The following is a 20608-nucleotide window of genomic DNA, read 5'->3' as shown; positions in this document are numbered from 1 at the left end:
TACGAAGCCTCCCTGCGGTTCGGGGGTGTTTGTCAAGGCATCTTTCCCGCCTTGACAAACACCCCCGAACCGTCAGCACAATCAGGCTTCGGGGTGCCCCACGCAGCGACATCCCGCAAAGAACCACCAACCCGCGTACGTTCGAAAACGTGCTGACCCGAATCGTCGACCGCCTCCTCGGCCTCCCGCCCGCCGAAACCCCAGCGCCGATCGTCACCAAAGACCTGCACATCCCCCTCCCCGACGGCACCCACCTCCTCGCCGACCGCTACACCCCGCCCGGCCAAACCTCCGGCCCGGTAGTCCTCATCCGCACCCCGTACGGCCGAACCGGCCCCCTCGCCAAGCTCTTCGGCGAAACCTTCGCGCGCCACGGTCTCCAAACCGTCCTCCAAAGCACCCGGGGCACCTTCGGCTCGGAAGGCCAATTCCGCCCGTTCCATCACGAACGCGAAGACGGCGTCGCCACCGCCGAATGGCTCCGCGCCCAGCCCTGGTGCGACGGCCGAATCGCCATGGCAGGCGCGAGCTACCTGGGACACACCCAGTGGGCAGTCGGCCCGTACCTGGACCCGCCGCTGGAAGCCATGTGCCTGGCCATCACCGCTTCGGAATTCGTCAGCACGTTCTACCCGGGCGGAGTCCTCGCGGCGGACAACATGGTGTCCTGGTCCGCCATGATCGGGAAGCAGGAAGAGCGCTTCGCCGCCCTTCCGAACCCGCTGCAAAAACGGCGCACCCGCAGCGCCATGGCCTACCTGCCGATCGCGGGCGCGGACGTCGCGGCGATCGGCAAACCAGTCCAGTTCCTGCAGGACGTCACCGAACACGCGGACCCGGACGACGACTTCTGGCAGATGTCCGACCACAGCGCGGAAGTCGCGAAGCTCGAGGTGCCAGTCAGCATGGTCACCGGCTGGTACGACCTGTTCATCCGCGCACAGCTGCGGGACTTCCGCACGCTGCAGGACGCCGGGCGTTCGCCGCGGATCACCGTCGGCCCGTGGGCGCACGGCGAACCGGCGAGCTTCCGCGTGCTGATCCAGGACCAGCTCGGCTTCCTGCGCGCCCATCTGGTCGGCGACCGCACCCAGCTGCAGCGTTCGCCGGTGCGGATCTTCCTGCAGCAGGCGTCCGCCTGGCTCGATTTCGACCAGTGGCCGCCCGCTTCCGAGCCCACGGACGCGCACCTGCGCCCGGTCGGCGGCCTCGGCGAAACGGTGCCCGGCGAGGCCCGGCCCACGTCGTTCACCTACGACCCGGCGGACCCGACCCCGGCGGTCGGCGGGCCGCTGCTGATGGGAAAGACGAAGCAGCGCGACAATTCCGCGGTCGAGGCGCGCGACGACGTGCTGGTCTTCACCGGCGAACCGCTGGTGCGCGACCTCGACGTGATCGGCGACGTGTCCGCCACCGTATTCGTGCGGACCGAACTGGCCGACGCCGACGTGTATGTGCGGCTGTGCGACGTCGACCCCGGCGGCATCTCGCGCAACGTCACCGACGGCATCCTGCGGCTGCGTCCCGACACACCGGAAGCGGACGCCGACGGCGTGGTGCGGGCCGAGGTGGAACTCGACCCGACCGCCTACCGGTTCCGCCGCGGGCACCGGTTGCGCGTGCAGGTGGCGGGCGGCGCGTTCCCGCGGTTCGCGCGCAATCACGGTACGGGAGAACGGGTTTCGTCCGCGGTGCGCGGCACGCCGAACCGGTTCGAGGTGTTCCACGACGAGACCCGGCCCTCGCGGGTCACGCTGCCGGTCTTTACCCGATGACCGCGCGCTGATGCGTCGTCAGCCTGCCGTCGTCGTGCAGCACATGCAGGAGAAGCGACGGCGGGCTGTCGAAGTCCAGCGGCCCGCCCTCGTCCCAGCCGCGCCCGGCTCCGGGTTCCACCGTCAGCAGTGAGCCGGACACCACGCCCGGCGCGATGCGCACCGGCACGCCCGCGAACTCGGTCGCCGCGCCGGTGTGCACGTGTCCGCACAGCAGCGCCGCGACGCCGGGATGCCGCTTCAGCACGGCGGCGAGCCGGTCTTCGCCGGTCTGGCGGATCGCGTCCACCAGCGGCACGCCGACGTCGAGCGGCGGGTGGTGGAACGCGACGAACGACGGGCCGTCGTGTCCGGCGAGCGTGTCGTCCAGCCAGGCGAGGGTCTCGTCGGCGAGGTAGCCCGCGCCCTTGCCCGGGATCGTCGAATCGCACGACACGAGCAGCACTCCGGCCACCTTCGTCGCGGTGTTCACCGGGGCGTCGCCTGCCGGTTCGCCCAGCAGCGCCTCGCGAAACGGCGCGCGTGCGTCGTGGTTGCCGGGGCAGACCACCACCGGGACCGGCAGGTCGAGCAGTTCGGCCGCGCGCCGGTACTCCTCGGGCAGGCCGTGGTCGGCGATGTCGCCGGTGGCGAACACGGCGTCGACGGGCTGTTCGAGGTTCCGCAGGTAGCGGATCACCGCGGCGGCCCGTGCGTCGGCGCGCTCGCCGCCGTCGAGGTGGATGTCGGACAGATGCGCGAAAACCCGCACCGGATCAGCTCCCCTTCAAGTACGTCAGCGCTTTCACCCAGTTCCGGACGAGCAGCGCGGACGCGCCGGCCAGGTCGCCCGCCCGCAGCGCGGCCGCGATCTCGCGGTGCTCGGCCACGCTCTCCGCCACTCGGTCCCGCCCGCCGAAGTATGCCGTCTCGTAGCGTTTCAGCAACGGTTTTGTCTGCTGGATCAAGCGCAGCAGATGCGGGTTGTCGCAGCGGGACGTGAGCAGCGCGTGCCAGCGGTCGTCCGCCGCGGACAGGTCGGCCGAATCGGCTATCTCGTCCGAAATCCGGTCGAGCGCGTCCGGGAGCGAGGCGAGTTCGAGCGGCGACGTCCAGCGCAGCGCGAGCGCTTCCAGCTCGGCGACCAGCGGATACAGCCGCCGCGCCTCCTGCGGATCGAACGGCGCGACGAGGAATCCCCGCCCCGGCGCGGCGACGAGCAGCCCACGGTCGGCGAGCCCGATCAGCGCCTCGCGCAGCGGCGTCCTGGACACGCCAAGCTCGCCGGCCAGGCGGACCTCGTTGATCCGGGTGTCCGCGGGAAGCCGCCCGTCGAGAACGCGCGCGGTGATCTCTTCGAGAAGTTCACCGCGCATGAGTCTCTTGTCCATGGCGGCGAGTATTGCACACAGATCGACCGTACTGTATTCAGTTGGTATGGCCAGCACTTTCGATGTCGACCGCGCCCGGTACGAAACCCCAGGGTGCGTGGGAGTCGCGCACTTCAACAACGCGGGCTCCGCCCTTCCGCCCGCCCGGGTCACCGACACCGTGATCGACTACCTGCGCACCGAATCCCTGCTCGGCGGCTACGAGGCGGCCGAACAAGCACAGGAACGCCTCGCCGGCGTGTACACCTCGATCGCGCGGCTGCTCAACGCCACTGCCGAAGACATCGCGCTCAGCGACAACGCGACCCGCTCGTGGCAGGCGATCTTCTACGCGCTGCCGTTCGGGCCGGGCGACCGGATCCTCACCGCGAGCGCCGAATACGCCAGCAACGCCATCGCCTACCTCCAGATCGCGCGCCGCACCGGAGCCACCGTGGAGGTCGTGGACAACGACGAAACCGGCCAGCTCGACGTCGACGACCTGCGCCGCCGGATCGACTCCAGCGTGAAGCTCATCGCGGTGACCCACGTGCCGACGCAGGGCGGGCTGGTGAACCCCGCCGAGGAAATCGGCGCCGTCGCGCGCGAGGCGGGCATCCCGTTCCTGCTCGACGCCTGCCAGTCGGCCGGGCAGCTGGACCTGGACGTCGAACGCATCGGCTGCGACGCGCTGACCTCCACCGGCCGCAAATACCTGCGCGGCCCGCGCGGCACCGGCTTCCTCTACGTGCACCCGCGCCTGCGCGACCGGCTCGAACCGGCGATGCTCGACCTGCACGCCGCCAAGTGGACTTCCCCGCCGAGTACGTGGTCGACCCGACCGCCAAGCGGTTCGAGGTGTGGGAGCGCGACTACGCCGCCGTGCTCGGCCTCGGCGCGGCCGTGGACTACGCGATGGAATGGGGCCTGCCCGCGATCGAGGAACGGGTCACCGCTTTGGCCGCGACCCTGCGCTCCCGGCTGGCCGGCCTGGACCGGGTCACCGTGCACGACGCCGGCGCGCGCAAGTGCGGCCTCGTGACGTTCAGCGTCGACGGGCTGCCCGCGGACGAGATCAAAGACCGGCTGAACGCGGCGAAGATCAACACGAGTGTCGCGCATCCGTCGTCGGCCCAGTACGACTTCACCGCCCGCCACCTGCCTGACCTGGTGCGCGCGTCGGTGCACTACTACAACACCGAGGAGGAGATCGACCGGCTGACCGACGAGGTCGCCGCGCTCGCGCGGTGAGCGAAGATCACCCGTTTGCCGCAGTATCCAGCACCGCCGAAGCCGCCTCCTGTCTCGCGTACACCCGCGGAGTGCGCTGCGGCCGGGCCTGTCGAGGGGGCAGGCCCGACGGGGCCGGGGGAGGAAAAGGAGAAGGCCTCCTGGATCGGGATTGCTGGGGGAACCCGGTCCAGGGGGCTTTCTCTTGCGTCAGGAGCCTTCTCAGGCGAAAGCGGCCGCTCTGCTTCGGCCAGCGCGCCGGATCAAGCGCGGCCGGTCTGGTCCTTGTTGATGTGCGGCGGCGGAGCGGGCCAGTCCTTGACTTCCCCCATGAGGATCTTGATCTGGCTCTTCGAGAGCGACTGCAGGACCTTGGTGGCCTTGGCCAGATCCCGGCCGTCGACGTCCTCCTCGATGACCGCGGGATACGTGAACGCCTCGCTCTGCATCTCCACCGTCATCGGATCATTCACGACTGCACTCTTTCCTGCTCGGGCGAACACAGTCCACGAACTGTAACACGGCTAAACAGCCTCCCCGATACTCCGATTGTGGATAGAGGCGAGAGACCGCCTACGCAGTGCGAGGTACTGCATGCGCCTTTTGTGGTAACGGCACCAGGCGAACATGCTCGCGGTCATCGCCACCAGAGACAAGATCAGCCAGACGCCGTCGTAGATCGGCAGCGAAAGGCCCTTCGACTCCAATAGGTGGATATTGATCCTCCAGTGCAGCCACCCGGAATCCTGGAGTACCGCCACGGCAAGACCAGTCAGGGAGAAAATCGTCGTGGCGCGCAAGGCGAATTGCGTCGTCAGCGAAGCCCGCTGCAATGCTTCGACGCCGAACACCTGCCGCGACCACGAGGACAGCACGCCCGGCACGGACACCACGACCGCGACCACGCCGCTCTTGAGGTTGTAGTCCCACGAGGAATCCACGAACGTCATTCCGGCGACGATCAGTCCCAGCGCGGACAAGAACAGCAGGGTCGTCGCGAGCCGCAGCGTCGCGAACGGGTTTTCGACGACATTCAGCACGTGCGTGTGCAGAATCCGCTCCATGTCGTAGCCGTTGCGGGCATAAAAGTGCGCATACGGCAGCGCCCGATGATCCCTGGCGCGCATGTAGGTCGGGATCATTTGCCGGTCGCCGTCGATCGGTCCGGAATTCTCCGTTCTCCGCTTGAAGCTTTCCTGCTGGATCGGCTCCAGTTCCGCGGCGCTCACCCGCTTGTGTATCTCGTGGGTGTGCACGTAAAGCCCGGCCGGCAGCGAAATCCGGAGATGATAGCTCTCGCATTTGTACATCAGCGGGGTGGTCAGGGTGATCCGGGAAGGAAACTGGCCCCAGCGGAACCGGATCTCCGCGGCCCAGTTCTGCCGCCGCCCGTTCTCCGTCTTGACCGCCTCCGACCCGTGCAGCGCCGTCATCCGGCTGTAGGTGACCTTCAACGCCGGTTTCGGCTCGTCGACCAGCGCGTACAAGACGTAGTTGGACCGCAGCAGCGAAACCAGCCATTCGCTCCGGAGCGGCGCGGAATGCTCGTCCTCGGCGGGCGGGAGCAGATCGGTGACCGACTTGTCCTGATCGGTGAGGCTGCTGGCCGGGCGCACCACCTCGTAGATGTCCGGAGCCACTCGCTTGCGCAGTTCGGCGAGAAACGCGGCGCTGTCGGGCAAAACCACGTCGTCGCCGCTGCCGACGTCGATGCCGCTCAGCTCCTCCGCCGCCCGCGTGGTCAGCACCAGCGCCGCGGACACGCGCAGGCTTTCGTCGTACGACAGCGTGGTCGCCGGTTTCGAGTCGACCGTCACTTCCAGCCCGTCCAGCAGCAGCCCCTTGGGGAAATCGGCCACCGGAATCAGCAACGGCCCCTTTTCCGGCACCTTCGAAATCCGGATGTCCTTGGTGACCGAGTGCTTCGCCACCGGCCCGTCGGTCAGGATCTCCTCGGTGATGCGCAAGTTGGATTTGTGCGGTTCCAGCAGCAGCTCGACCGCCAGGTTCAGGTCGAGCGAACCGTAGTGCGCGTAGCCCTCGTCGAGCAGTTTCCGCACGTACCAGGCGTTGATGTCGTCGTGGACCGATTTCCCGATGCCGTCTTCCGGATTCCGCGGGATTTTCTTGTGCCCGTACAGATGCACGAACCGGCGCGCGAACAGCAGCCAATAGGCCTGATGGACGAGACCGCAGAAGCCGAACAGGCCGAGGCAGGTCCGGACGACGACGATCGCGATCGCGCCGTCGTTCGCCGAGCCCCAGGAGGTCAGCGCGAACCCCAGCAGCACGGCCGAGGGAAGGAACACCGCCAGGCTGGGCGAAGAAAACCGCCCGTTCGGGAATCCGGTGTCCTGCACCACTTTGTCGACTCGCGAGCCGAAGACCTTCAACGTCCGCGAAATAGGCGTGCCCGGCCGGTCGCCCTCGCTCATGGGAATCCCCTGTCCCGCTGCGGCGTGATCTGCCTGTGCTAGTCGGGAGGGCGCGGAATGCCATTACCCGGACGGCCCAGCTTTACCCGTACGGAGCAGCGCGAAACGACGAAACCCCGCCCGGGAAAGCTCCCGGACGGGGTCGGGCACGGTGGGCGCAGCAGGGTTCGAACCTGCGACCGCTCGGGTGTAAACCGAGTGCTCTTCCGCTGAGCTATGCGCCCGCGCGCCGGAACGGGACCGAAAGCCCCGCCCCGGCGAGCGAAAATCAGGCAGTCAGTTCCTCGACGGCCTTCTTCCAGCCTGCCTGGTCGCGCGCCTCGCCCGGCGCGTTGACCTCGGCGAAGCGGACCACGCCTTCCTTGTCGATCAGGAAGGTGCCGCGGACGGCGAGCCCGGCCTGGTCGTTGAAGACGCCGTACTTCTGGGCCACCTCGCCGTGCGGCCAGAAGTCCGACAGCAGCGGGAACTGGTAGCCCTCGACCTCGGCCCACGCCTTGAGCGAGAACGGCGTGTCGACGGAGACGCCCAGGACCTGGACGCCCTTGCCGTCGTAGTCGCCGAACTCGTCGCGCAGCTGGCACAGCTCGCCGGTGCAGATCCCGCTGAAGGCGAACGGGTAGAACACCAGCAGCACCGGCTTGTCGCCCTTGAACTGCGACAGCGTGACCGGCTGCTTGTTGTAGTCGTTGAGCGTGAAGTCAGGGGCCTGCGAACCGACCTCGACGGCCATACCGGCGATTCCTCTCCAGAGCGAACACGAGCGTGCCGCCCACCCTATCGCGCGGTCAGCGTTGCTTGGCTTTCGAGGACTTCGGCGACACCAGCCGGGTGCCCAGCCAGCCCGGGCCCACGCTGATGTTGGCCGTCTGGGCGAGCCCGACCTGGGGCACCGCCTCGGCGATGTCGCTGGGCTCGACGTGCCCGGGCTGCCCGGTCTTCGGGGTCAGCACCCAGATCACGCCGTTCTCGTCCAGCGGACCGCGTGCGTCGACCAGCGCGTCCCCGAGGTCCCCGTCGTTGTCGCGCCACCACAGCAGCACAACGTCGATGACCTCCTGCGCGTCTTCGTCGAGGAGCTCACCGCCGATGGTTTCCTCGATCGCCGCGCGGACGTCGTCGTCGACGTCCTCGTCCCAGCCGATCTCCTGGACCACCATGTCCGGCTTGATGCCAAGGCTCTCGGCGACGCCGGCGTTGCCTGCGTCTCCCGCGGCGACCACTGCTTCCACTCCTCCAACTACGACGGAGCGCGGCGGTCGGTCCGCCGCACTCGGATACACGGTTGTCGAACAGCGAACACTGACGCGGCGCTGCGCGCAACCGTCCACACCGGATCTTTGGCAAGTCGTGTCTGCAGCGTAGGGGCCCGCCGCCCCCTCGCCCGACTCCGGGTGGCACTCAGTACCCCACCACTGCGAAGCTCTCCCCGGGAGCCTCCTTTAGGGTGGAGGAGAGAAAACGCGCGCGCGATACACCGTGCGCGGGGAGTGGCGACACTCGGGCGGCCGATGTTACCGGGCAGTACAGGTGACGGGAACCCCAACCGGGACGACCATGGACGTCGGCGAGCACTCCCGCCCACCAGCTACAACGGCTACAACCAGCTACAAGGAGACCCCTTGGCCCCGCAGAACGACGGCGCCTCCGGCAAGGAGACCCCGGCTCGCGTACGCGTCATCCGTGACGGACTCGCGGCGCACCTTCCCGACATCGACCCGGAAGAGACCAGCGAATGGCTGGACTCCTTCGACGAGGCGCTGGCCCGAGGGGGCCAGCAGCGGGCCAGGTACCTGATGCTGCGCATCCTCGAGCGAGCCAGGGAGCGCAACGTCGGCGTCCCGGCCCTCACGTCGACCGACTACGTGAACACGATCCCCACCGAGAACGAGCCGTGGTTCCCGGGCGACGAGGAGATCGAGCGCCGCTACCGCCGCTACATCCGCTGGAACGCGGCGATCATGGTGCACCGCGCGCAGCGGCCGGGCGTCGGCGTCGGCGGCCACATCTCCACCTACGCCTCGTCGGCGGCGCTGTACGAGGTCGGCTTCAACCACTTCTTCCGCGGCAAGGACCACTCCGGCGGCGGCGACCAGGTCTTCTTCCAGGGCCACGCCTCCCCGGCATGTACGCCCGCGCGTTCCTCGAGGGCCGCCTCACCGAGCAGCAGCTCGACGGGTTCCGCCAGGAGTTCAGCCACGCGGGCGCGGGCGGCGGCCTGCCGTCGTACCCGCACCCCCGGCTGATGCCGGAGTTCTGGGAAAACCCGACGGTGTCGATGGGCCTCGGCCCGATGAACGCGATCTACCAGGCGCGGTTCAACCGCTACCTGCACGACCGGGGCGTCAAGGACACCTCCGACCAGCACGTGTGGGCGTTCCTCGGCGACGGCGAGATGGACGAGGCCGAATCGCGCGGCCTGATCCACGTGGCCGCGGGCGAGGGCCTGGACAACCTGACCTTCGTGATCAACTGCAACCTGCAGCGGCTCGACGGCCCGGTGCGCGGCAACGGCAAGATCATCCAGGAGCTGGAAGCGTACTTCCGCGGCGCCGGCTGGAACGTGATCAAGGTCATCTGGGGCCGCGAGTGGGACTCGCTGCTGCACGCCGACCGCGACGGCGCGCTGGTCAACCTGATGAACGTCACGCCGGACGGCGACTACCAGACGTACAAGGCGAACGACGGCGCCTTCGTCCGGGAGCACTTCTTCGGCCGCGACCCGCGCACGAAGGACCTGGTCAAGGACCTCACCGACCAGGAGATCTGGAACCTCAAGCGCGGCGGCCACGACTACCGCAAGGTGTACGCGGCGTACAAGGCGGCCATGGAGCACTCCGGCCAGCCGACGGTGATCCTGGCGCACACGATCAAGGGCTACGGCCTCGGCCCGGCGTTCGAGGGCCGCAACGCCACGCACCAGATGAAGAAGCTCACCCTCGACGACCTGAAGCTGTTCCGCGACACCCAGCGGATCCCGATCAGCGACGAGGAACTCGAGCGCGACCCGAAGCTGCCGCCGTACTACCACCCTGGCGCGAACTCGCCCGAGATCGAGTACATGCGCGGCCGCCGCAAGGCGCTCGGCGGGTTCCTGCCGGAGCGCCGCCCGAAGACCGCCAAGGCGCTCGTGCTGCCCGGCGACAAGGTCTACGAGGGCGTCCGCAAGGGCTCGGGCAAGCAGGAGGTCGCCACCACGATGGCGATCGTCCGGCTCATCCGCGAGCTGGCGAAGGACTCGGAGATCGGCAAGCGGATCGTCCCGATCATCCCGGACGAGGCGCGCACGTTCGGCCTCGACTCGATGTTCCCGACCGCCAAGATCTACAACCCGCACGGCCAGACCTACACCTCGGTCGACGCGAGCCTGATGCTGGCGTACAAGGAGTCCGAGAAGGGCCAGCTGCTGCACGAGGGCATCAACGAGGCGGGTTCCACCGCGTCGTTCACCGCCGTCGGCACGTCGTACGCGACGCACGGCGAGCCGATGATCCCGATCTACATCTTCTATTCGATGTTCGGGTTCCAGCGCACCGGCGACGGCCTGTACGCGGCGGCGGACCAGATGGCCCGCGGCTTCGTGCTCGGCGCCACCGCCGGCCGCACCACGCTGACCGGCGAGGGCCTGCAGCACGCGGACGGGCATTCGCTGCTGCTGGCGGCGACCAACCCGGCCGTGGTGGCCTACGACCCGGCTTACTCGTTCGAGATCGCGCACATCGTCAAGGACGGCCTGCGCCGGATGTACGGCGAGACCGGCCCGGACGGCAACGGCGAGAACGTCTTCTACTACATCACCATCTACAACGAGCCCTACCAGCAGCCGGCCGAGCCGGAGAACCTGGACGTCGACGGCGTGCTCAAGGGCCTTTACCGGTACGCCGACGCGCCCGAGGGCGACGGCCCGGAGGTGCAGGTGCTGGTGTCCGGCGTCACGATGCCGGACGCGCTGAAGGCGCAGAAGATGCTGGCCGAGGAGTGGGGCGTGCGGGCCGCGGTGTGGTCGGCGACGTCGTGGGGCGAGCTGCGCCGCGAAGCGGTCGAGATCGACCACGAGAACCTGCTGCACCCGGACGAGACGCCGCGCGTCCCGTACGTCACGCAGAAGCTCTCGGGCGTTTCCGGCCCGGTCGTGGCGGTGTCGGACTGGATGCGCGCGGTGCCGGACATGATCCGCCCGTGGGTGCCCACCGACATGCTCACGCTCGGCACCGACGGGTTCGGCTTCTCCGACACCCGCCCGGCCGCGCGGCGCAAGTTCCTGGTGGACGCCGAGTCGATCACCGTCGGCGCGCTGTCCGCGCTCGCCAAGCGCGGCGAGTTCGACCAGGCGAAGGTCGCCGAGGCGGCACGCCGCTACCGGCTCGACGACGTGGCGGCCGCCGGGCCGCAGACGTCCGACTCCGGCAACGCGTGACCGCTGCCTGAACTCCAGAGGCCCCTCCAGGACGATGTCCAGGAGGGGCCTCTACTTTAAGGTAGACATCGGATGTATCCGGATGCCTGACGAAAGGTGGTCGAGCGTGACCCAGCGTCGCCTGCCCCGGCCGAGCGAACTCAAAGAGATCCTGCGGCCGAAGCCGATCGTGCTCAACCCGACCGATCGGCGCCTCGCCGGCGCGCACACGATCGCCGATCTGCGGATGATCGCGCGCAAGCGCACCCCGCGCGCGGCGTTCGACTACACCGACGGCGCGGCCGAGCTGGAAGACAGCCTCCGCCGCGCCCGGCAGGCCTACCGCCGCGTGGAATTCCAGCCCAACGTGCTGCGCGGAGTGTCCGATGTGGACACCAGCAGGGAGATCCTCGGCCAGCGCTCGGCGCTGCCGTTCGCGTTCGCGCCCACCGGGTTCACGCGGATGATGCAGCACGAGGGCGAGCGCGCGGTGGCCAGGGTGGCGCAGCGCAACAACATGCCGATGGCGCTGTCGACGATGGGCACCACGTCGATCGAAGACCTCGCGGCGGCCGCGCCGGACGCGCGCAAGTGGTTCCAGCTGTACGTGTGGCGCGACCACGGTGCGGGCGAAGATCTGATGAATCGCGCGTGGGAGAACGGATACGACACGCTCCTGCTGACCGTCGACACCCCGGTCGCCGGCGCGCGGCTGCGCGACGTCCGCAACGGGCTCACCATCCCGCCCGCGCTCACGCTGAAGACCTTCGCCGACGGCGCGACGCATCCGGCGTGGTGGTTCAACCTGCTGACGACGGAGCCGCTGAACTTCGCGTCGCTCAACCACTTCGGCGGCACCGTCGCGGAACTGCTGGACAAGCTGTTCGACCCGACGCTGAACTTCGACGACCTCGACTGGGTGCGCCGGACCTGGCCGGGAAAGCTGGTGGTCAAGGGCGTGCAGAACGTCGACGACGCGCGCGAAGTGGTGAAGCACGGCGCGGACGCGGTGCTGCTGTCCAACCACGGCGGCCGCCAGCTCGACCGCGCCCCGACGCCGATCGAGCTGCTGCCCGCGGTGCTGGACGAGATCCAGGACAGCGCCGAGGTGTGGGTCGACACCGGCATCCTGTCCGGCGGCGACATCGTGGCCGCGCTCGCCCGCGGCGCGAACACGGTGCTGATCGGCCGAGCGTTCCTGTATGGCCTGATGGCGGGCGGCGAGCGCGGGGTGCAGCGCTGCGTGGACATCCTGCGCACGGAGATGATCCGCACGATGCAGCTGCTCGGGGTCCGGCGGGTGGACGACCTTCGCCCCAGCCACGCGACGCTTCGCTGAGCCGACGTCCGTGAAGGACTCCTTGAGGGAATCCGGCTCCCCATGCCAGGGGACTTAAACCGGGCAGGCTCACTCTGCCGACCGTCCATAAAGGACGGCAATCTCGACAAAATGCCCGATTAATGCATTCATGCCCGCTTCCCCAGGTACGTGAAGGGCCCCTTGAGGGAATCTGATTCCCCCAAGGGGCCCTTCACGGATCTTCAGCCGGGTTGGTGCGGTCGGCGTAATCAGGTATCCAGTGACGGACATCACGTCTCCTGCCTTCGGAACATCTGAGGGAGAAGACCATGTCCGTCACGCTGAACCGCCGCGCGCTGGCGATGTTGCGCGCGATCGCCGCCGGCCGAGCCGAACTCACCCGCAGCTGCGAACCGGATTTGCGGGTCGACGGCCTGCCGTGCTGTGACCAGACGACCGCACACGACCTGGTCCGGGAGGGATTGGTCCGCCCGGCGTCCGCGCTGGGCGGCGCGGTCGGGCAATGGACGCGGGCCGAGCTGACCCCGGACGGGCAGCTCGCGCTCGGCGTCTGAGTCAGCGCGCCGCGGTGACGGCCTTCTCGCCGACCGCCGCGGTGCGCGCCGAACGGTTCCAGGTGACCCAGCCGTGCACCACCAGCGCGGCGAAGACGACGTAGATCGCGGCCGAGAAGTACAGGCCGGAGCGGATCTGCAGCGGCACGCCGATCGCGTCGACCACCAGCCACACCGCCCAGAACTCCACGAGCCCGACGCCCTGCGCGGCGAACGCGACGAGCGTTCCGACGAAGATCGCGGCGTCCGGCCACGGCGCCCACGAGGCGTCGAGCGCTTGGAGCGTCAGCGCCATCGCGACCGTGCCGAGGCCCAGCGCGCCGAGCATCACGGCCCGCTCGGTCCACCGGCCCTTGCGCACGACGACGCCGTACACCGGGTCGGTCCGGCGGTTCCAGGCCCACCAGCCGTAGAGCGAGATGAGCAGAATCGCCACCTGCCGCCCGGCGAGGCCGCCGAGGTGCGCGGACGCGTAAACGGAGAAGAGCAGGACGGTCGCGCCGACCTGCACCGGCCAGGTCCACAGCGTCCGCCGCTGCGCGAGGAACACGACCGCGAGCGCGAACACCTGCCCGGCCAGCTCGGCGATCGAGATCCACTGGCCGAACACGGTCACGCCGTGGTGCAACAGGAAGTCCACGTCGGCACCCCTTCCGATCTACGCCTCCCAACATGCAACACGGAGCGGCCATTCCCGTGCCGATGTGAGACTGCAGACAGTCCCGCTTAGTGGACGCTTCCAGGCACGACAAAGGCCCGGCGCCACGACGAAGCCGCCAGCCCGCGCGGATCAGATCGGCAGCACGGCCGGTGCCAGCTCAGCGGTCGAACGACAGACCCGCCGAGTGGACGCCCCCAGGCACGACAAAGGCCCGGCACCGCGATGGTGCCGGGCCTCCGTCTTCTCGTGCCGAAGGGCCGTCAGCGACGCCGCCAGCCAGCTCGGGCCAGACCGGCAGCACGGCCGAGCGGTGCCAGCTCAGCGGTCGACGCGCCCGAAACCGGCGGGCGGGGTCGGCGGCTCCGGCGGGCGGCCGCCGTCCGCGGGCATCTGGCGGGTCTGCTCGCCCGGCTGCGGGAGGCTGCCCGACTGGGACTGCGGGTAGTTCTGCGTCCGGGTCTGGCCCGCCTGCGCGTGCTGTCCGCTCACCTGGCCCTTCGAACCGTCGCCGGAGCCCGAGCCGACCTGGCCCTGGAGGTTGGCCAGCCAGCCGCCCCACCGTTCCTGGGCCGGTTTGATCAGGCCGCCGCCGAAGCCGACCACGATCACGCCGCCCGCGGTCGCCAGCACCGCGATCAGCACCGGGCCGGTCACCGACGTCGCGATGTTCACCTGGCCCAGCGCCGCGATGATGCCGAACGCCATCACGAGCCAGTACGCGACCGTGCTGAGCAGCCGTCCGGCCGGGCGGCCCGAAAGCGCGCCGGCGACGACGTCCCGCACGACCTTCGCGATCGCCGCGGCCACGATGATCAGCACCACCGCCACCAGGATCCTCGGCAGGAACGCGATGATGTCGTTCAGCAGCTGGCTCACCGGGTTCGACTGCCCGAACACCCCGAACGCGAGCTGCAGCGCGATCAGCAGAATGAAGTAGTAGACGAGTTTCACGAGCACCGTGGTGGCGTCGAGATTCGCGCCCTTCACCATTCCGGTCAGCCCGGTCTTCTCCACCATCCGCGTGAAACCGAGTTTTCCGAGAACGAGCCCGAGGGCTTTGGACACGGCTTTCGCGATCAGCCAGCCGATCAAGAGGATGATCAGAAAGCCCACGAGTTTCGGGACGAACGTGGCCACCAGATTCCAGGCCTGTCCGAGTCCGTCCTTGAGTTGTTCACCCACGCTGGCTCCCTTCGCCGCGGTTCGACGTGGATTCCGGCACCGTCCTGTCGCACCGGGTCGCAGGACAGGTACCCACTGCACCCGAGTGCTGTGCACCACGATCGAGTGAGACGACTGGCGCGGGAAGATCAATCGCCGCCATACTTGTCCTACCGGTGGGGACCGGGGAGACGAGGCCGCTCGGCGCAGCGAAAACCGCAAGCGCCGAGCGGCCTCGAACATTTCCCGGCTCTTTATCGCCGCGTCGCCGCCCCGCCGAACCGAATGGGGTTCGGGTTTTCTCCGGTGTTCACCGGGCCTTCATGTATGCGACTGTTCGGAGCATTGCCGGGCGGCCGAACGGATTCGCGGCCCGGCCTGGGCGTCGTGCCGGAGATGTCCGGACGGAAATCCGGGCGGCGTGCGCTCTGTGCGGTGCGAATTCGCGTTGGCCGGCGACCGGCGGCGGCGAATTGCGCGGGCCTTCCGGCGGGTCTCCGGATAACGGCGGAGTGTCAATAACACGCGAGGGCTAAGGGCATTAACCAGGACGCGGCAACGGGGTGGCGCGGCAGCGCGGACGGCGTCTTCGCCGGGGCGGCGTTCACGCAACTCACCCGATGCCGCTAACCCACGTGGGTTAGCGGCCCCGCTTCCCGGGCCCCGCACCGGTCGAAGCGTCCACCGAGAGTAGAGACGCCGAGACGACAACGGCGGGCCGCGGCATACCCGCCGCGGCCCGCCGTCTGGACCCGTCTGTCAGGCGGCGCTGAGCGCGTCCCGCAGCTTCACCTTCGCGCCGGTGCGCATCACCGCGTTGCGGTAAATCCGCGCGGCGAGCCAGATCAGCGCCGGGATGAGCGCGACGACCAGGCCGACCGACAGCACCGCCTCCCACACCGGCACGCCGCCCATCGCCAGCCGCATCGGCATCAGCGTCGGCGCGAACACCGGGATCACCGAGAGCACCTCGGCCAGCGGGCTCCCCGGATTCGACGGCAGGATCGAAATCCCCACCACGTACCCGGCGATCACGAACATCAGCGCGGGCATCGTCGCGCCGCCCACGTCCTCCTGCCGCGACACCAGCGCGCCCAGCGCGGCGAACACGATCGAATACATGAAGAACCCGAGCAGGTACCAGACGATCAGCCAGACCACGGTGCCGACCGCGGCGTTGACCGAGATCGTCAGCACCCCGAACCCGAGCCCGGCCGCCACGCCGACCACCCCGATCGCGAGCATCTGGATCAGCCCGACGGTGCCGATGCCGAGCACCTTCCCGGCCATCAGCTGCCACGGTTTGATCGTCGACAGCAACAGCTCGACCACCCGGGACGTCTTCTCCTCGACGACGCCCTGCGCGACACTCTGCCCGTTGATCATGAGCGACAGGTAGATCAGGATGCCCGCGATGATGCCGAGCACCAGCTGCTGCCCGTTGTAGTCATACGGTTTCTCGAGCGGCGGCAGTTCGTCGATCGTCGCCTGGGCGGTCGCTTGATGCACCTTCGCCGGATCGCCGCCGAGGGACTCGATCTGCTGGTTGAGCGCCAGCTGCCCTTCGAGCACGGTGAACGTGTTCTTCAGCTTGGCGTCCAGGGTCTTCTTCACCTGGACGTGGACCCGCTTCGCGTCCTGCACCAGCAACGCGTCGATGGAACCGTCCTGCAGCTTCGCCTCGCCCGCCTTCTGGTCGGGCACCTGCTGGGTCGCGACGGTCTGGCCGATCGACTTCGCCGTCGCGGTCAGCGGCTCGGCCAGCTGCGAGGCGGCCGGCACGTAGCCGACCGTCGCGTCGGCGCTGGTCCCGCCGCCGACGAACTTGAAGATCAGCGCCATCGCGACGATGAGCAGCATCATCACGAGCGTGGTGATGCGGTAGGCCTTGGAGTTGACCCGCGTGCTGATTTCCCGCCCGGCCACGAGGCCGACCGCGGACAGCGGGCTCATCTGGACGTCGGACCCGGTCATGCCGCGGCCTCCTGCTGCTGATCGGACACCACGGAACGGAACAACTCGGTCAGGGACGGCAGTTTCCGGGCGAATTCCCGCACCGGACCGGTCGCGAGCGCGGCGCGCAGCACCGCCTGGTCGTCCGCGCCGTCGGCCAGTTCCAGCTCGGTCACCGCTCCCCGGCGGCCGATCACGGTCACGCCGGACAGCGCGGCCGCCCAGTTCTCCGGAGCCTCCGGCGCGTCCACGAGCAGCCGGGTCGTCCCGCCCGCGCGCAGTTCCGCCACCGTGCCGGACGCTTCCATCCGTCCACTCCGGACAATCCCGATCCGGTCGCACAGCCGCTCCACCAAATCCAGCTGGTGGCTGGAAAACACGACCGGGACCCCCTCGGCCGCCTTCTCCTTCAGCACGTCGCTCATCACGTCGACGGCCACCGGGTCCAGTCCGGAAAACGGTTCGTCCAGCACGAGAATCCGCGGTTCGTGCACCAGCGCGGCGGCCAGCTGCACGCGCTGCTGGTTGCCGAGGCTGAGCTTCTGCACCTCGTCGTCGCGGCGCGCGGCCACGCCGAGGCGTTCGGTCCACCGCTCGCTCGACGCCTTCGCCGCGGCGGCCGGCATTCCGTGCAGCCGCGCCAGATACGTGAGCTGCTCGCCCACCTTCATCTTCGGGTAAAGCCCGCGTTCCTCGGGCATGTACCCGATCTGGCGACGCGTTTCGTGCGTGATCGGCTCGCCCGCGTACCGCACCTGGCCCTCGTCGGCGCTCAGCACGCCGAGCGCGATGCGCATGGTGGTCGTTTTGCCGGCCCCATTGCTGCCGACGAACCCGAAAAGCTCCCCCGGCCGCACGTCGAACGTCATTTTCTCGAGCGCCCGCACGGCGCCGTACCGTTTGGAGATCCCGTCGATCTCCAGTCCGGGCTCTGCCATGGCCCGTCCCCCTGTTCTGTTTCGCGCGGGGTGATCCCCTGCCACCCCACCCGGGATCCTAGGCACTTCGGCCTATCCCCGCCCACCACCTCAGGGCGGCCCCGCGTCCGCCTAAAGTTGCGGGTCGCGCGCGGCACGTAGGATCGAACCCGACATGGCCGACACCACAGGACGCCCCGCGCGCAAACACCACGGGCTCTCCGCCAAAACCCTGCGCCGCCTGGAGCACGCGTCCGGGCGGCTGGCGAGCGCGAGCGTCGCGGAAATGGAACGCCGCCTGGTGTGGTTCGCGCGGCTGCCCGCCGACCAGCGCGCCAGCGTCCTGCTGATCACGCAGACCGGGGCGAGCGGATTCGTCGCGTGGCTGCGCGATTCGAAAGAAGCGCTGAAGCTCACCACCGAAGCGTTCCGCGACGCGCCCACCGAAGTGTCGCGCTGGATCAGCCTGCGCCAGGCCGTCGCGATGGTGCGGCTCGCGATCGAGGTATTCGAGGAACAGCTCCCGGAATTCGCCGCCTCGGAAGCCGAACGCGCCGCGCTGATCGAAGGAATTCTGCGCTACGGCAGGGAAATCGCTTTCGCCGCGGCCAATTCCTACGCCGCCGCGGCGGAAGCGCGCGGCGCCTGGGACGCCCGGCTCGAAGCGCTCGTGGTCGACGGAATCGTCCGCGGCGACGCCGAGGAATCCGTCCTGTCGCGGGCCGCGGCGCTCGGCTGGGACCCGGCCGCGGCGGCGACGGTCATGGTGGGAAATCCGCCGTCGGACGACCCGCCGACGGTGGTTTTCGACGTCCGCGCCCGCGCCGCGCGCGTCGGCCGCGCGGTGCTGCTGTCGGTGCAGGGGTCGCGGCTGGTGATCGTGATCGGCGGACCCACCGAAGGCGGGCCGAAGGAACGCGAAATCCTCAGCCGGATGTCGACGGTGTTCGCCGACGGCCCGGTCGTGGCCGGCCCGACAGTGCCGACGCTGGCCGAGGCACACCACAGCGCGGCCGAGGCATTGTCCGGGTTGCGCGCGGTGGTCGGCTGGCCCGGCGCGCCGCGTCCGGTGCGGTCCGACGATCTGCTCCCCGAACGCGCGCTGTCCGGCGACCCCGGCGCGGAGCGGCTCCTGGTCGACCTCGTGGCCCGTCCGCTGGAGGAGGCGGGGGCGGCGCTGCAGCGGACCGTCGAGACCTATCTGGACACTGGCGGGGTGCTGGAACGCTGCGCGCAAACGCTGTTCGTGCACCCGAATACGGTCCGGTACCGGCTGCGCAAGGCGGCCGAACTGACCGGCCGCAACCCCACCGACGCCCGCGACGCCCTCGTGCTGCGGATCGCTCTCACTGTCGGCAGGCTGGCCCGCGCTCGCGGTCTCTGGTGACTCCCGCCCCAATGCCACATCCGGTGCATCCCACGCACCCAATGTGACACCAATTTGTTATATAATTGTAATAATTTGAATTGCCGGATCACCTGTCCCCGGCTATGTGGAATCGCCACGACTGCCGTTCCTCGAGCGGGACAGCAGCGCAGCGATCAACTGCGGGTACGCGCATCGGGACGGGATGCCGAACACCTACCCCGCCCGACCCAGAGCGCGAATTCGACGCTACGGCAGTGTCATATGAGTGCGGCGCACGATACATCACGCTTGTCGACAACCGTCAGGGCGTAAAGTCCAGCCAGTTGTTCATGCGGAGCGCGGCGTACCATCGTTCTGATATATCTTGCGCCCAGCCTGGCTCTACGTCCGCCGCGAACGCCAACAACCCGGACACGTGCCGAACGAAGCCGTCGAGAGAGCTAAACTGTCGATGAGAGACGTGCCTCGCCAGGCCAAACTTCTCGACACCGCGCACATTCTCAGCGATTCGACTTCGCATTGCGCGGCTGAGGCGTACGCTGTCGCGGTCCACCAACAAGCCGAGCACAAGTTTACGGCCACCCGGAGGGATAACACGAGTCTTCTTCTCGTGCAACGAAAAACCCGAGCGCCGCAGGACCGCGCCTACCTCGAGGATTAGAGAGGCCGCCCGACCGCGTTCAAACTTCTCGACAGAGGAAAACGTCAAGTCATCGGCGTACCGCGTGTAAACCATCCGCTCGCGCTGTGCAAGTGAAGAGAATGCAACATCCAGTTCATAAGCGATCAAGTTTGCTAGCGCGCCGCTAGTAGGGGCACCTTGAGGCAGGAACCCGAGCGTCGGCTGGCTGTAGGGCCGGATTATGCCACCACGCGCACTACCCACGAATTGACTGGCATCTATATGGTGAGCATGTCGAGCGTAACGGGTACATAGGCGGGCTAGCTCGAGCGCGACGAGCCGACCGTACCCAGCGCCGTAGAATATCCGAAAGACTCGGCGTTCGTCGATCGACTCGAAAAAATTCGTGATGTCCAACTTGACCAGCCACCGCGCACCGGCGTGCCGCGTCGCACAGGCGCGGATCGATGAGTCTCTCTGGTACGCATAACTGGTTGGATGTACCGGGATTCGGCTCGCGATGCGGTGCAGGATCCAGCGTTGCACCTCCATCAGAGACTCGTGTGGAACGGAAATCGGGCGCATCTTCCTCCCGTTGCGACGCACGAGTACGAGGTCGTCATACGGGTCGAATGCGCGGGAAACGATGCCGCGCAGGTAGCCGTAGGAGACACCGGTGCGCACTGCAAGGTGGTTAAGAGTGAGCACCGCAGCGAGCCCCTTGGTCTCCACTGCCTGTGTCTGCGCCATCGCCGCGTCGAGCAGAGCCTCGGACTTGCCCTTCGCGCGCCCGTCCCGGCGGTAGAGGTGAGGGGAGCCAGCGTCCATCTACCTTTGAATTCCTTCCCATCGCGGCAGCGAGGTC

Annotated in this window: 15 protein-coding genes, 1 tRNA gene and 2 pseudogenes; 6 read left to right on the top strand and 12 right to left on the bottom strand. The window is 68.5% G+C overall.

What is annotated here, in order from left to right:
• The first annotated feature begins 149 nt into the window (after positions 1–149).
• On the top strand, positions 150–1775 hold the full coding sequence (locus RPX00_RS24250; protein ID WP_406628726.1) for a CocE/NonD family hydrolase: 1626 nt from the start codon (positions 150–152) through the stop codon (positions 1773–1775).
• On the opposite strand, the gene RPX00_RS24245 is transcribed toward RPX00_RS24250, so the two are convergent.
• Both RPX00_RS24245 and RPX00_RS24240 read right to left on the bottom strand, forming a co-directional pair.
• Complete coding sequence (locus RPX00_RS24245; RefSeq protein WP_406628725.1) at positions 1765–2526, bottom strand: metallophosphoesterase; 762 nt, start codon at positions 2524–2526, stop codon at positions 1765–1767. The genes RPX00_RS24250 and RPX00_RS24245 overlap by 11 nt on opposite strands.
• Before the next feature lie 4 nt (positions 2527–2530).
• Entirely contained in the window at positions 2531–3145 is a 615-nt protein-coding gene (locus RPX00_RS24240; RefSeq protein WP_406628724.1) for a GntR family transcriptional regulator, read from the bottom strand.
• A 46-nt stretch (positions 3146–3191) separates the two neighbouring features.
• Here RPX00_RS24240 and RPX00_RS24235 point away from each other — a divergent pair.
• Positions 3192–4375 (top strand): annotated as a pseudogene (locus tag RPX00_RS24235) (aminotransferase class V-fold PLP-dependent enzyme).
• 242 nt (positions 4376–4617) lie between these two features.
• Here RPX00_RS24235 and RPX00_RS24230 read toward each other — a convergent pair.
• From RPX00_RS24230 to RPX00_RS24210, 5 genes are all read right to left on the bottom strand, one after another.
• Entirely contained in the window at positions 4618–4827 is a 210-nt protein-coding gene (locus tag RPX00_RS24230) for a hypothetical protein (protein ID WP_406628723.1), read from the bottom strand.
• Positions 4828–4878: 51 nt separating this feature from the next.
• Positions 4879–6789, bottom strand: coding sequence for a hypothetical protein (locus RPX00_RS24225; RefSeq protein WP_406628722.1), 1911 nt, complete (start codon positions 6787–6789; stop codon positions 4879–4881).
• Between the two features lie 152 nt (positions 6790–6941).
• Positions 6942–7013: transfer RNA gene (locus RPX00_RS24220), tRNA-Val, on the bottom strand.
• 44 nt (positions 7014–7057) lie between these two features.
• Entirely contained in the window at positions 7058–7522 is a 465-nt protein-coding gene (locus RPX00_RS24215) for a peroxiredoxin (protein ID WP_406642710.1), read from the bottom strand.
• A 55-nt stretch (positions 7523–7577) separates the two neighbouring features.
• Positions 7578–8012, bottom strand: coding sequence for a DUF3052 domain-containing protein (locus RPX00_RS24210; RefSeq protein ID WP_009074710.1), 435 nt, complete (start codon positions 8010–8012; stop codon positions 7578–7580).
• 399 nt (positions 8013–8411) lie between these two features.
• On the opposite strand from RPX00_RS24210, the pseudogene aceE reads away from it, so the two are divergent.
• The 3 genes and pseudogenes from aceE (at position 8412) to RPX00_RS24195 (ending at position 13060) form a co-directional block, all read left to right on the top strand.
• Positions 8412–11206: pseudogene (aceE, locus tag RPX00_RS24205) on the top strand (pyruvate dehydrogenase (acetyl-transferring), homodimeric type).
• Between the two features lie 106 nt (positions 11207–11312).
• Entirely contained in the window at positions 11313–12524 is a 1212-nt protein-coding gene (locus RPX00_RS24200; RefSeq protein ID WP_406642708.1) for an alpha-hydroxy-acid oxidizing protein, read from the top strand.
• A 290-nt stretch (positions 12525–12814) separates the two neighbouring features.
• Positions 12815–13060, top strand: a complete 246-nt coding sequence (locus RPX00_RS24195) for a hypothetical protein (protein ID WP_406642706.1) — start codon at positions 12815–12817, stop codon at positions 13058–13060.
• 1 nt (position 13061) lies between these two features.
• On the opposite strand, the gene RPX00_RS24190 is transcribed toward RPX00_RS24195, so the two are convergent.
• From RPX00_RS24190 to RPX00_RS24175, 4 genes are all read right to left on the bottom strand, one after another.
• Positions 13062–13700, bottom strand: a complete 639-nt coding sequence (locus RPX00_RS24190) for a nicotinamide riboside transporter PnuC (protein WP_406642704.1) — start codon at positions 13698–13700, stop codon at positions 13062–13064.
• 339 nt (positions 13701–14039) lie between these two features.
• Positions 14040–14903, bottom strand: coding sequence for a mechanosensitive ion channel family protein (locus tag RPX00_RS24185; protein WP_406642702.1), 864 nt, complete (start codon positions 14901–14903; stop codon positions 14040–14042).
• A gap of 738 nt (positions 14904–15641) precedes the next feature.
• Positions 15642–16856 (bottom strand): ABC transporter permease, encoded by a 1215-nt coding sequence (locus RPX00_RS24180; protein WP_406642700.1) that lies wholly within the window; start codon positions 16854–16856, stop codon positions 15642–15644.
• On the bottom strand, positions 16853–17773 hold the full coding sequence (locus RPX00_RS24175) for an ABC transporter ATP-binding protein (protein ID WP_406642698.1): 921 nt from the start codon (positions 17771–17773) through the stop codon (positions 16853–16855). The genes RPX00_RS24180 and RPX00_RS24175 overlap by 4 nt, the downstream gene beginning before the upstream one ends.
• 154 nt (positions 17774–17927) lie before the next feature.
• Here RPX00_RS24175 and RPX00_RS24170 point away from each other — a divergent pair, with 154 nt between their 5' ends.
• Positions 17928–19139, top strand: coding sequence for a PucR family transcriptional regulator (locus RPX00_RS24170; protein ID WP_406642696.1), 1212 nt, complete (start codon positions 17928–17930; stop codon positions 19137–19139).
• Between the two features lie 283 nt (positions 19140–19422).
• On the opposite strand, the gene RPX00_RS24165 is transcribed toward RPX00_RS24170, so the two are convergent.
• Positions 19423–20571: a reverse transcriptase family protein gene (locus RPX00_RS24165; protein WP_406642695.1), complete on the bottom strand. Its 1149-nt coding sequence runs from the start codon at positions 20569–20571 to the stop codon at positions 19423–19425.
• Between the last annotated feature and the right edge of the window lie 37 nt (positions 20572–20608).

Source organism: Amycolatopsis sp. WGS_07, from assembly GCF_045278895.1.
Taxonomy (GTDB): Bacteria; Actinomycetota; Actinomycetes; order Mycobacteriales; family Pseudonocardiaceae; genus Amycolatopsis.
The sequence above is the reverse complement of the archived record's forward strand: the minus strand, read 5'-3'. Positions and strand labels throughout refer to the sequence as shown.